At 46.2% G+C, this 12603-nt stretch carries 13 protein-coding genes and 1 tRNA gene; 7 read left to right on the top strand and 7 right to left on the bottom strand.

The genetic code is table 11. From position 1 onward, the window contains the following. Positions 1 to 81 precede the first annotated feature (81 nt). The 3 genes from D0A37_RS24695 to D0A37_RS24685 all read right to left on the bottom strand — a co-directional run bounded on the left by D0A37_RS24695 (position 82) and on the right by D0A37_RS24685 (position 2142). Positions 82 to 657, bottom strand: a complete 576-nt coding sequence (locus D0A37_RS24695; RefSeq protein WP_242718430.1) for an IS630 family transposase — start codon at positions 655 to 657, stop codon at positions 82 to 84. A 5-nt stretch (positions 658 to 662) separates the two neighbouring features. Then, positions 663 to 1166, bottom strand: a complete 504-nt coding sequence (locus tag D0A37_RS24690; protein WP_242718428.1) for a helix-turn-helix domain-containing protein — start codon at positions 1164 to 1166, stop codon at positions 663 to 665. Positions 1167 to 1602: 436 nt separating this feature from the next. Continuing rightward, complete coding sequence (locus D0A37_RS24685) at positions 1603 to 2142, bottom strand: Dps family protein (protein WP_242718426.1); 540 nt, start codon at positions 2140 to 2142, stop codon at positions 1603 to 1605. Between the two features lie 805 nt (positions 2143 to 2947). Here D0A37_RS24685 and D0A37_RS24680 point away from each other — a divergent pair. From D0A37_RS24680 to D0A37_RS24655, 6 genes are all read left to right on the top strand, one after another. Beyond that, the gene (locus D0A37_RS24680) at positions 2948 to 3178 is read left to right on the top strand and encodes a hypothetical protein (RefSeq protein WP_242718424.1); all 231 of its coding nucleotides are present in this window, start codon (positions 2948 to 2950) and stop codon (positions 3176 to 3178) included. Between the two features lie 378 nt (positions 3179 to 3556). Next, positions 3557 to 4738, top strand: coding sequence for a heterocyst differentiation protein HetZ (hetZ, locus tag D0A37_RS24675; RefSeq protein ID WP_242718422.1), 1182 nt, complete (start codon positions 3557 to 3559; stop codon positions 4736 to 4738). Continuing rightward, positions 4731 to 5801 carry a hypothetical protein gene (locus D0A37_RS24670; RefSeq protein WP_242718420.1) on the top strand — a complete coding sequence of 357 codons (1071 nt, stop codon included), beginning with the start codon at positions 4731 to 4733 and terminating at the stop codon, positions 5799 to 5801. Before hetZ ends, D0A37_RS24670 begins: the two co-directional genes overlap by 8 nt. A 359-nt stretch (positions 5802 to 6160) precedes the next feature. Further along, the gene (locus tag D0A37_RS24665) at positions 6161 to 8527 is read left to right on the top strand and encodes a transglutaminaseTgpA domain-containing protein (protein ID WP_242718418.1); all 2367 of its coding nucleotides are present in this window, start codon (positions 6161 to 6163) and stop codon (positions 8525 to 8527) included. Between the two features lie 23 nt (positions 8528 to 8550). Then, the gene (locus D0A37_RS24660) at positions 8551 to 8847 is read left to right on the top strand and encodes a TniB family NTP-binding protein (protein WP_242718416.1); all 297 of its coding nucleotides are present in this window, start codon (positions 8551 to 8553) and stop codon (positions 8845 to 8847) included. Beyond that, a complete protein-coding gene (locus D0A37_RS24655) occupies positions 8847 to 9377 on the top strand; it encodes a TniQ family protein (protein ID WP_242718414.1) in 531 nt (176 codons plus the stop codon). The genes D0A37_RS24660 and D0A37_RS24655 overlap by 1 nt, the downstream gene beginning before the upstream one ends. Positions 9378 to 9396: 19 nt before the next feature. Here D0A37_RS24655 and D0A37_RS24650 read toward each other — a convergent pair whose 3' ends face one another. From D0A37_RS24650 to D0A37_RS24635, 4 genes are all read right to left on the bottom strand, one after another. Continuing rightward, on the bottom strand, positions 9397 to 9873 hold the full coding sequence (locus tag D0A37_RS24650) for a hypothetical protein (protein ID WP_242718412.1): 477 nt from the start codon (positions 9871 to 9873) through the stop codon (positions 9397 to 9399). 35 nt (positions 9874 to 9908) lie between these two features. After that, on the bottom strand, positions 9909 to 10076 hold the full coding sequence (locus D0A37_RS24645) for a hypothetical protein (RefSeq protein ID WP_242718410.1): 168 nt from the start codon (positions 10074 to 10076) through the stop codon (positions 9909 to 9911). Positions 10077 to 10535: 459 nt separating this feature from the next. Then, positions 10536 to 10617 (bottom strand) — tRNA-Leu (locus D0A37_RS24640). Between the two features lie 487 nt (positions 10618 to 11104). Next, positions 11105 to 11812 carry a peptidoglycan-binding domain-containing protein gene (locus tag D0A37_RS24635; RefSeq protein WP_242718408.1) on the bottom strand — a complete coding sequence of 236 codons (708 nt, stop codon included), beginning with the start codon at positions 11810 to 11812 and terminating at the stop codon, positions 11105 to 11107. A gap of 567 nt (positions 11813 to 12379) precedes the next feature. On the opposite strand from D0A37_RS24635, the gene D0A37_RS24630 reads away from it, so the two are divergent. Then, positions 12380 to 12517 (top strand): hypothetical protein, encoded by a 138-nt coding sequence (locus D0A37_RS24630; RefSeq protein ID WP_242718406.1) that lies wholly within the window; start codon positions 12380 to 12382, stop codon positions 12515 to 12517. Positions 12518 to 12603 lie beyond the last annotated feature (86 nt).

Genomic DNA, 12603 nt, shown 5'->3' with positions numbered 1-12603 from the left:
CAAGTGAATCTATTCGCTTGGCAAGCCGAGGCCGCTCGTTGATGATTATTTATTTAGATAAGTATGCCAAACAATTATCAGCTACCCTGCTTCAGAGGAGATGTTTTGTGGCCACCAATAATAATTGGTAAGATTTTTGATGGGTTCTGTCATGGTTGTCGATAAAATTTGACAACGTTCTTCCAGAACTGCTTCCAAGTCTTGTATTTTGTCAAAACTTTTATTGACTAACGGTTCATCCGCCACAGACCAGAGTCTTTCTGCTGGTTGAAGTTCCGGAGAGTAAGGTGGTAAATATTCTACATAAATTCCTGATGGTAGAACCACTCGCTCGCTCCTATGCCAGCCAGCTCGATCCATGACTAACAAGATGATTTTCGATTTTCCGACCACTGTTTGTTCGGCAAAGTTTTTTAATACTAGATTCAACCATTCTATGTTAACTCTCGGAATGATAAACCATTCGGTTTTTCCCGTTGGAGGGTTAACAAATCCGTAAAGATATACCCATTCGTAACGGTGACAAACAACTGCTGATGGCCTTTCTCCAATTGGTGCCCACACTTTACGGATAATTGGCTTGAGTCCTACTCGATGTTCGTCAAATGACCATACTTCTATCTGGTGTGACGGAAACTCTTTTTGCAGTTCCCTCACTCGGTTTAAGAGTTTTTTTTAAATTTTTCTTGTTCAATTTCATCCCCTTTCTTGTGTTGGGGTCGAGGTCTTTGAGGTGAGTAACCGCACTTTTTTAGATATTCCCAACCCCTCTGTTTTCCAACTTGTTTTCTCCCAATTTTTTGGGCGATCCATAATGCGACTTTTGGCCCACTCCAGATGCCTCTATCGGGCGATTCTCCTTTGAGACTTAAACGCAGTTCTTCTAATTGCTCTGTGTTAAGTAAGGCATGGCTGGGACGTTTTTTTGGGGGCTGCTTTTTGAGATGAATTGCTGTCTCTCCTTGTTGATTGTAGCTTTTTACTATTGCTCTGGCATAGTCATAATTAATCCCCACTACTGCTGCTGCTTCTTTAATAGTTGAGGACAGCGCAATTAACCATAGTAATTGCCAGCGACGCGCTTCGATCGGGTGGGTCGCTTCTCGGTAATTATGCTTGAGTTGTGCAGCACTCAAGTAAGGTTCCAGATGTGCTACTCTTGTCATCTTTTTGTTTGAACCATTAACTCACCAAGACAATTGTAGTTCAGGAACGCCACCTGTTTTTGTCTGTCGCTCGCCTGCGGCTGTGTCGCTCGCCTGCGGCTGGTTGAGCGCCTGCTGCATCCCGCCTCACCTTTAGTTAAACAGTTTTGAGGGTTCGGGAGATTCCTGATTCCTCCCTTGCCGCAAACACACAGATGGCGATTGAGCGCCTAAAGCGCTCAATCGCCATCATAACGGGGGTGGCTAACCCGGATTTGGTATAAACCCAACATTGAAAAACCCGGTTTTTTGGAGAAACCGGGTTTGTGAGGAAGCTAGAGGGCGTTTACTTCTGTCTGGTTGCTCGATTAAGAATCAGGAAAGAGGGTTAAATAAAAAAATCTAAATTTTCCATTCTTCCCTCTTACTTCTTACTTCTTCCTTCTACTTAATCTCTCTAAGCGTGAGAAGCTGTAGGAGTTTGAGCTTTCGGCTGCTGGCCGTCTGGCGCAAGGGATTCCCCTTCAATAAACGAGCGCAACATCCAAGCCATTTGCTCGTGCTGTTCCATCAAACCAGTCAAAAAGTCTGCGGTTCCATCATCCTTAAACTCTTCACCGCACTGTTCAACGTGTTGGCGGAGATTGCGAATAATCATTTCGTGGTCATCAACTAAACGCGCTACCATTTCCGTAGCCAAAGGCAAATCGCCGATATGTTCTTGAATCGAGCCATACTTCAGAAAACCCTCAGCAGTACCAATTGGATAGCCACCTAAAGTTCTCACCCGTTCGGCCATAGCATCGATATTTAATGTTAACGCCTGATAGTGTTCTTCCCACAACTGGTGGAGCGATCTAAACTGTGGGCCCACTACATCCCAGTGATACTTTTTGGTTTTGATTAACAGCAGATAAGCATCTGCCAGGTCGTGATTCAATAGTTCGATAACGCCTGCACGCTGCTCGTCAGATAGCCCTATGTTTAACTTACGCATTGAAAATTGTTCCTTCAACTCTAACTTTACTATTAGAACAAATTTCGCCAGCCACTTACATCAACCCAGAGGACGATCGAAGACGATCGAACTTTAGTAAAATATGTGCATTTCAGGTTAAAGTAATCGCAATATTGATACCCTTAGATAGATGCAATAAAACTTATTGTTCCGGAGGGTCTTTGTTTGGCGCTTACACCGATTGGACGGCAGGTGATCCCCCGCTCAATCCGGCTATAAAAAGGCTGCACTCTGATTGTTAGTAAAAATAAAGGAATTTATGCCGAAGTTAACGAACCTCATACACACTTAATTGTGCGAGCGGGTTTAAATGACGACATAAGGGACTTGCAATTAAATATAACCCTATTTATCCTAGAAGGCTAGGAAACAGATTTTCGGACATGAGCGGTTCTGAGCTGTGTGATTGGGATGCTAGAAATGATATTGAGTCAAACCGTTAGATAGACGTTCAAGGATGCTGCCAAGAAACAAACGGGCGATCGCCATCGAAACTTTATGGCCAAAGTGGCTGATGATTACTTTAATGGTTAAGCCCCAAAAGTATAAATATTTCTAGGATGGAACCCTTGATAGGGTTCAAATCGGCTTACATGAACACAGATAATCTTGGGTTTGTTAAATAGCGATAAACCGAATCAAGGAGATCTATATAATGACCTGTGAGGAAGCCGGTAATCGCTGAGCATCCTTGCTCAACCCTCGATACTAAATTGAGCGAAGCAAAAGTTTGTTCAACTGAGATCTTGCACCATTCTCAATTAGCATTTTATGAACAGGCAAGATGCCTGTTCCACAAAGGATAAATTTTCTTGTGGAACAGGCATCTTGCCTGTTGCTGACAATGGTGCAAGATGTGAGTTCAGCCAAGGCTCTTTTTTTCAGTAAAACAAAGCCTTGGATGTTGCGATCGTACAATCACCTGAATAATCCATCCCAAGCTATCCATCACCGATTTGAAAAACCGTTGGCCACTGTCACCTCGATCGACTCTAACAAACAAATACAGCCATGACACGCTTTGTCCCATCTAGTAGACCACCGGGAGAAGTTGTGTGCTCGCTTCACCTTCGGGAACACTTGCTGCTGTGACCCCCACAGCACTAAGCCGAAGCTATCAACGGCAGTGTCGCGTTTTCGCCCCGCATGAAGGCTTTGTCAAACGCGACCCTCTGATGAAGCATCGTTGTAGTGCCAACTGTTGAAACCCCGTTTTGGGGGGATGGCGCGTCCAAGACAGATAAAAAAAGCAGTCCTCTGTGTTTGCACTGAAGAGGAGATAGAGGGCATTGCAGTTTGTCCTCTCTGGGGAAGACGGGGTAAAGTAGCAGTAGGAAAGATTTATCCATACTTTTACTAACTGTGCTAATTTCATTGTTAGCTGTAAACCATCATGCGGGAAATCTGCCAGAGCGTGGAAACCATATTTCAACTGCTGTTAGACGAACTCACAAAGTCCACTCGCGCGTCTGAGCAGAGCTGCCAAGATGTAGCAGGGCGACTCGCAGCAGAAGTCAACAGGATATGCACAGAAAGCCAGCGGATTCAAGCCTCTGGAGATATAGAAGGTTCAGCCCAGAGCCTCGCTCAGCACCGCTTGCAACAATGCCTCCACTATTACAATTTAGGCTCCGGGCCCGGGCGAGTAGAATTGCACAGTACCCTCAGCGCGATCGTCTATCGCTACATCACTCCTCCGCAGGTGCAGTCTAGCTATCAGGCGCGAGTAGAACTGATCAAAGATTTTTTGCAAGGATTTTATCTCGAAGCTTTAAAGGCATTCCGGCGCGAAACCCAACTACCACCCACCTACAGTCCCCGCACTCGGTTAGAACTAGCAGAGTACATGGCCTTTGTAGAGCGCTTCGGGAAGCGGCGCATTCCTTTACCTCGGAACCGCAGCCAGCAACTAATTATTTTACGGGCCCAAACCTTTTCCCAGCAGCAGCCCAAAGAAACCTCCGTAGATATGGAACAAGCCGCCGACGGAGGGGCTTCAGATTCCGACCAAACTTGGAACGACACCTCGGTGCACTCGGTGCGGGAAGCGATGGCGGGACAGGGTTCGGCGGCAATTCGTCCCCTAGGCGACGAGTCAGAATCTCTGCGGCAAAACGTGATTGAGGAATTAGTAGCTTACTTGAAAGAGCGCAACCAACAAGACTGCGCCGATTACTTCGTGCTGCGCTTGCAAGACTTGCCGACTAATGAAATAGAGTCGCTTTTGGGCATAACTCCTCGCCAAAGAGACTATTTGCAGCAGCGCTTCAAGTACCATTTGCTCAGGTTCGCCATGTCGCATCGCTGGGAACTCGTTCACCAGTGGCTGGAAGCAGACTTAGACCGCAATTTGGGTTTGCTGCCTTCTCAGTGGCAGGCGTTTGGCGAGCAAATTGGTCCAGAGGGACAGCGTTTGCTAAAGTTGAAACAACAAGGTCTGTCAGAGTCAGCGATCGCGCAAAGCCTCGGCAGCACGGTAGCCCAGGTACAGAAACGGTGGTTTAAATTGCTGGAACTTGCCTGGGAATTGCGAAATCGTTCAGATTCCGGAGAAGGGGCATCTAGTGATGAATAACGAAACGAACAGGGATGCAGAGGCTTTCGATCGCCATTTTTTAGACTGGATATTGCAGGCGCCGATCGCGAATACCTCTAACGAAGATGAGGAAAACCTCAATCCATCCCCTCGCTCAGAAGAGTGGGGCGACACAGAAGACAATTCCGGGGTGGAATACTGGGAATGGGACGAACCAGACCCGCTGGACTATCAAGTGGGGGCGCACAGCAATGCACCCGCACAACCGCAGACAATTGGAGAAATACCGACCGTGCAAGACCGTTTTCAGACCTTGTTAAAAGAAAGGCTTAGAGCCGAAATTGAATCTAACCCGCCGCTGTTCCCCTGGGAAACAGAATTCAAAAGCTACGACCACGATTACCCAGACGATGTAGCCCCGCAATGGGTTCCCCCCCTACACCTCTGGACTCCCCAACTACAAAATATCAGGTGGGGCCGCCTGCCAATTCCGATCGCCCAAGGGGTTTTTGCTCAACTGCTAGAACCTTGTCAGGAACTGGTAATGTCGTCGCTGCGGGAAGGCTCGAAGTTAGTTCGCGCTGTAGATGGATTATTTCCCGGCCATTCTCAGGAACTCAACGAGTTAGCTGGTTTAGTGCTCCGAGGTTCTTTGCGGGGACTTCTAGATTTAGAAGATTTCCCGACTTACGAAGCTGCGAGTACCGATCAACAAATGGTGCTGTCGCTGTTGGCCGCGAGGGAAATCATTGAGTCTCTAACTTTGGATTGTCCTGTGAATCAGCCGCCTGTTTCGCGGGAGTGGCTGACTGGTTTGGGTTCGCTGACTCTGGAAGCTCAATACCTGTCGAACCACAACAGAGAACAGCCAATGCCGTGTTTAAGAGTTGAGTGCCAATTTCCGGGGGCAGGAAGTTTGGAACTCAAGGGAGGAGATGCCGAAGCAACTGCACATCGTCCGAATTCCGGGCATTTAAGTGTGGAGTTGTTTGACCCACAACCGAACAAGACTTATGCTCTAGAAGTTCGATTCCAAAACTTCGAGACTAGACCTTTGATGTTTGCTATTCGTCCCATCTTAACCGGACAAGATAGCAACTAGAAAGGTGTAATTAGAGTAAATAATTTAGGTTTTTACTCGCTGGTTTGACCTCACACAAAAACAAATGCAATTCCTCTACTTCTGTCGTGGAAAACCAAAAAAATAGAGATTAGGTAAAACCCAGATTTATCTGTGAAGTTAATCTGTGGATTCAATCTAAAATCGCTTGACACAGAAATAAGATTTAGAGATTAGGTAAAACCCAGATTTATCTGTGGATTCAATCTAAAATCTAAAATCTAAAATCTAAAATCGTTTGACAGGGAAATAAGATTTAGATATTAGGTAAAACCCAGATTTATCTGTGGATTCAATCTAAAATCTAAAATCTAAAATCTAAAATAGTTGGATGGGTGCACATGACAACTGATAACCTGCGAAATATACCTGTTTTGGGTAAGCTGTGGGAGCAGATTGAGGCGATGCCTCCGCCGGTGATTGAGGATTCTTTACTGCTGCGAATCCTAGTTCAGTTGTTGGTAATTGTGGGGATTGTAGCTACTGACGTTGCTGCTGAAGAAGCCCAGAACCTGTGGGCTGTGCCTGTTAGTATTGTGGGAGCAACTTGGAGTTGGTACCGCCGCCGCGATCGCAATGTAGCTGCTAAGTTCTGCATAGCTATTGGAATGCTGGTGGCGCTGTTCGCTTTTTTTAGCCGCTTGGTGGGAGAATTGAATGATACGCGGTTAGTTTTGGCGCAACTGTTAATCCAACTTCAAGTGCTGCACAGTTTCGATTTGCCTCGCCGCAAGGATTTAGGCTATTCGATGGTAATCGGGCTAATTTTGTTAGGGGTAGCAGCAACTCTCAGCCAAACCTTGACTTTTGGGCCGCTGTTGTTGCTGTTTTTGGCTTTAGCACTTCCGACTTTGGTGTTGGATTATCGATCGCGCTTGGGATTTGTGAAGCCAGAAGCCATTGGCGAAAAAGCACAAGGTAAAGGAAAAAATGATAGCCTGTCGCTATTTGCTGCTACTTTATCCCCAAAGAATTTTGCTTGGCTGCTGCTGATAACTGTCGGGTTGGGGCTGACTATTTTTGCGTTTTTGCCACGCCTCCCTGGCTATCAGTTACGGACTTTTCCGGTGAGTGCTCCTATGGAATATCAGGGGGAGTTTGACTCGCGCAGCATTCTGAATCCAGGGTATGTCAGAGGGGGAAATGAAAAAGGGACTGGCGGAGGAAGGGGGAGAAACCCAGACTCTGGGCCAGGAGAGGTGGACTCTACTTTTTATTACGGTTTCAACCAGCGCATTAATCAAAATTTGCGGGGGGAAATGAAACCTCAAGTGGTGATGCGGGTGCGATCGCAGGCTGCGGGTTTTTGGCGGGTATTAGGCTTTGACAAATACACTGGTCAGGGTTGGGAAATTTCTCGCAACGAACAAGCTCAAAAGCTGACTCGACCTAGCTGGTCTTATCAATTTTATTTGAATCCGTTTCCCAATGCGCCTCGGACTCAAGAGGTGATTCAAAGTTATACTATTGTTGCTCCAATGCCGAATTTGATTCCGGCTTTAAACAAGCCGAAGGAGCTTTATTTTCCGAGTCCAGAGGCGGCGATTGATGCGGAGGGGGGTTTGCGAGCGCCTGCGGAATTGGGAGAGGGTGTGACTTATACAGTTATTTCTAATGTGCCTTTTCGCGATCGCTCTTTGTTGGGGAAAACTGGTACTAATTACCCGAAAAATATTCGCAACTTCTATTTGGATGTGCCGCCGAAAATTGCCCAGAAGGTGCGAGAAAAAACTGAAGAAATATTGGCAGCAAGAAATCGAGTGTCTCAGTCGGACAGACCGATTGATTCTCCTTACGAAAAAGCTTTGTACTTAGCTCAATATTTGAAGCAAAACCCTAATTATAAAATTGAAAAAGCTTTGCCTTACTTAGAGGAAAGTGAAGATTTAGTTGAGGGTTTTCTGTTTGGTTACAAAAATACCCAGGATGGCAAAAAAGTTACAGGTGGATATCCCGACCACTTTTCGACGGTACTGACAATTATGCTCAGATCGATCGGGATTCCGGCGCGACTGGCGGGTGGCTTCGATACGGGGGAATTTAACCCGTTTACTGGTTACTATGTTGTGAAAAATACCGATGCTTTCTTGATGACGGAGGTATATTTTCCCAATAATGGCTGGTTTGGTTTTAATCCGATTCCCGGTTATCCGTTGATTCCGGCTTCGGTGGAAGACAACCAGACTTTTAGTGCGATCGAATCGTTTTGGAAGTGGATCGCGGGTTGGCTACCGACTCCTCTCAGAAGCGGGCTGGATTCAGTCATAGGTTTTGTAATTGGCTGGATAACTTTGATTGTGGGCTGGTTTCTGGGACAGTTTGCTAAGGGTTGGGTGGGGTTATTTACTGGTTTGATTGCTGCGATCGCCTTTGGCTTTATTGGCTGGTTAATTTGGCAACTGTGGCGCAAGTGGCGCCACCGCCGCTGGCTTGCGAAGTTGCCGCCGGTGGAGGGGGTTTATCAGGAAATGCTGAAGGATTTGGCGAGTAGGGGATTTGTGAAACCTCGCGCTCAAACGCCTTTGGAGTATGCTGAGGCTATGCGCGGGAATCATGCAACTGATGAAGCTGAGGTGATTGATGAAGTTTCGCAGGCTTACGTGCGCTGGAAGTATGGGGGCGAAGCGGGTAATTTGAACCAGTTGCGGCAGTTGGTGGAAAATTTGAGGCGATCGCACTTGAAGAAACTCAAAAAGCGCTGGTTTTAAGCGATACCGATCGCTTAGATGCGGTGATTAAGCGGGATGAACAGGTTTATAACCGTTTTCGGTCAAGTCATCGGTTTGGTAAGTTGTCGGGGGAGGAGTTTAAGCGGACGGTGGAAGTTTGGGAAAAGAAGGTTTTGCAGTTACCTGTGGCTTCTAATCTTTCTAGTAAGGCGATGCTGAAGACTTTGGGGGAGGCGACTGGGGGTTATGTGGGGCTATTGGATATGATTCTTAGGGAGACGGCGATTCGGGCTTTGAAGAAGGGGTTGTCAAGGATTGATTTGGAGACTCTCAATGAAGTTGCTGCGGAGTACAAGTGATGGAAGCGATAGAAATCCAGCCTTGGCTGTTTCGGGTGGAACCGTTGGAGGGTGAGAGTTTGAGCCTTTTTTTGGGGCGGTTTCGGCGGGCCAATGAGTTAACGCCGACTCGGTTGGGTAAGATGGCGGGGTTGGGAGGTGCGATCGCCCGTTGGGAAAAATTTCGCTTTAATCCCCCTCCTTCTCTTCAGCAGTTGGAGGCATTAGCTGTTGTGGTAAGGGTGGAGGGCGATCGCTTAGTCCAGATGTTGCCGCCTGCTGGAGTGGGTATGAAAATGGAACCTCCAAGGTTGTGTGCGGGTTGTTATGCTAAGTCTCCTTGCCCCAAAATAGAGTGGCAGTTTAAGACGGCAGAAGGATGTGATCGCCACGAATTGAATTTACTTTCGGAATGCCCAAGTTGTGGGGCAAGATTTAAGATACCTTCTGTCTGGGCGGATGGGTGGTGTCAGCGGTGTTTTACACCCTTAGCAAAAATGGTAAAGTGGCAAAAGCCTATAAACTTCATAGATAATTTAGGATTGCGATAGTTGCTGCTTAATAGGAAAATCAGTTTGGTGGAAATTCCCACTTTCCTGCTTCAACCTTTTTTCTGATTGCTTCTATAGAATAGGCACGCCTATCATAGATAAAAGCTAGATAGCTGTATACCCTTCCACCTGACTGACGTTTAGGCTTGAGGCGACGAGTCGCAATGTTAAGAGCATTATTTAAACTTGTCACTTGCACAATCAATCGATTCTCTTGTAGTTCAACAACATCAGGTTCAACTCCGCAGGCAACCGCTTCCATTGCTATACCTGCAAAAGTTGGCGTATCAATAATGAGATCAGCTTGTACATCACACATTCTGTGTCTGCCTCTTTTGCGACCTGATACCATATATAAATCTTCTTGAAGAACAACTAACCCATCGGGTTTTTCCAAATAGTCTCCATAAGCATTTTCATTAACGCTGTCAAGAAAAATTCCGATATTGCTGCCTGATGGTAAAACTTTAATTGGTACGTCTTGATCGGGTGACATTGTAACAACTCCTTCTTTTTAATAGAAACTTTAGGTTAGGTATCTGAGGAATCAGCTTTTTTTCGCTGTTTCAGCTTACTTTTCTTCGCATAAGCGGGATATTTCTCGTAAACTGTCGCCAGTAGGGAAGTTAAATCTAAATCGCCATAACTATCAATAATTGCCTCAATATCTGTCTGGAAGTCGTCGGGAAGTTCTGCCAATTCTGCCTCAACTTCTTTAGAATTTAGCAGGGAAATTCGGGTTTTGTCCTCATCGCTATCATCTAAGTAGGTAAGCGGGATTAAACAGAGCTATGTAACAGCATGTAAACACCCCTAACTTAGCCACGTTTAGGGCATTTGGATACTGTACAATCGTTTACATAATTGTGTTTTACCTCGCCTACCTACTTACTTGCCGAATACCGATGTATCTGATCTAACCATACCGGAATCACAGGCTGACCAAATTTTAAGGATGCGATCGCACTCTCCCTCTCAAACTCTACCACTTGGAGCGATCGCTATGAATGAATCGCAGCACAACATAAACCGCCCCAGCGAAACCGAGTTCGTAAACCCCGGTTCCTTCTCCCTCAGCCGTTGTAGCGTCATGGCCGCCTATACAGTAACCAATTATTTGTTACTGTACAGTTTTTGCTTTGGGAATACAATTTGCTATGCGGATAAAAGGACTTGAACCTTCACTCCTTTCGGAACCAGAACCTAAATCTGGCGCGTCTGCCAATTTCGCCATATCCGCATTTTGACATTTAACTACTATAGCACACAACAAAGCGATCAGTCAATCGATTTTTGATTTTAGATTATAGATTTTAGATTGAAGGAAGCGACACCCTGATAAATCCGCAGGGTGATGACCCAATTGCTCGCTCAGTCGATTTTTGATTTTAGATGATAGATTTTAGATTGAAGGAAGCGACCCCCTGATAAATCCGCAGGGTGATGACCCAATTGCTCGATCGGTCGATTTGTGATTTTTGATTTTTGATTTTAGATTGAAGGAAGCGACCCCCTGATAAATCCGCAGGGTGATGACCCAATTGCTCGATCGCCCAATCGATTTTAGATTTTAGATTTTAGATTGAAGGAAGCGAGCCACGGATAAATTCCCAGGCTGATGACCCAATTGCTCGATCGCCCCACATCGAGAAACCCGGTCATTTTTGGACACCGGGTTCAATCATGAGTTATCGCCACAGCAATTTTCCGTATTTTTTACTTGTCACTTACTTTTGGCCGAGCGATTTCCAGGTTGTTTCGTCCACCATGCCGTTCGCCATCAAACCCTTAAATTTCTGAAAGTTCTTGACAGCCGTAGCAGTGCGAGCGCCAAAAATGCCGTCGATCGGGCCCGGATCGTAACCCTGTATTTCCAAACGCACCTGTAGCGTCTTCACCTTGGAACCGACAGCGCCTTTATTGAGAAGAGTTGGAGGATTGCCCGGAACAGCAGCATTGCTCAGAATTGGAGGGTTGCTCTGCACAGTTTCAGGAGCAGACGCCGGATCTGTTGCTAAAGCTGTCCAAGTTTCTTTGTCCACAATGCCATCTGCCTTCAAACCCTTAGACTGCTGGAAGGCACTCACAGCCGATGTGGTGCGAGATCCATAGGAACCGTCGATCGTCCCCACCTTGAAACTGTGCACCTGCAACCGCTGCTGTATGGCTGCAACTTCTGGCCCGTCAGCTCCCGCCGAGATAGTTTTTTCCTTTCTCACTGGCTGCTCGCCCGCGTAAAAAGGCTTGTGAAACATATCTCCTTGGGAATTTCCCTCCGGCGATGCTGACGCACCCGGATCGGCCGGAGCCGTAAAATCTCTGCGGTACTGTTCCTGCACCAAGGGTTCGGAGTCAAAAGCAGCAGTTGCCTTTTTGGTCAACGCGGGAACGAGCAGAGCAATCAAGCTGAAAATCGTAACAGTAGTCACACGCATAAATTTCATCCTGTTAGTGAGGTTTGACAAGGTTTCCCTGTTTTCATGTTTCTAAATCTAATTGTATTACCCGGACTGCTTTCTGAGACATATAGCAAAAGGAAGAAGGAACAAGGCCATTTCACTTGGCGATTGGGTAACAAGAAGTCCGAGGGAAGGGGTAATAGACCGCATAGGTTTGGGCCATTAAGAAAGTTCTAAGCGTGTGGCGCGGTTGCTATATCTGCTGCTGCTTCTAGAATTTAGGCAATGGGGACAGACGCACTCAGGATTTACGAGTTGGAAGTTACCTGTTAGAAGTAGGGGCCTGTTCGCACTATTCCTAATACACCCGGTTGATTCCGATATTTTTCGTTACTAAACCTAATATTTTCGTATAAACCACGTGTTTTAGCCTCAGTCTTATGGTACAAAACCTGCCGTCATTCATAAATCTTTACAGGCAGATTTTGTACAAAGTTGCTCTATGAAAGGCGAAGTTTTTTCCTTTAATCCCCCCCTAATATCAATTTCGGTTGTATGGGAGATGTTGCACCATTCTCAATTACTTGTTTACGAACAGGCAAGATGCCTGTTCCACAAGAAAACTCATTCTTTGTGGAACGGGCCGGAGAGCCCGTTCTTGACGCAATTTTCAGTTGTTCGATTCACAGTCAACAGTCAACAGTCAACAGTCAACATCATAAGGAGTGCAACCGGAATTGATATTACTTGTTTAGGAACAGGCAAGATGCCTGTTCCACAAGAAAACTCATTCTTTGTGGAACGGGCCGGAGAGCCCGTTCTTGACA

Origin of the sequence: Microcoleus vaginatus HSN003 (assembly GCF_022701255.1) — a bacterium.
Taxonomy (GTDB): Bacteria; Cyanobacteriota; Cyanobacteriia; order Cyanobacteriales; family Microcoleaceae; genus Microcoleus; species Microcoleus vaginatus_B.
This window is presented reverse-complemented; position numbering and strand designations above follow the sequence as displayed.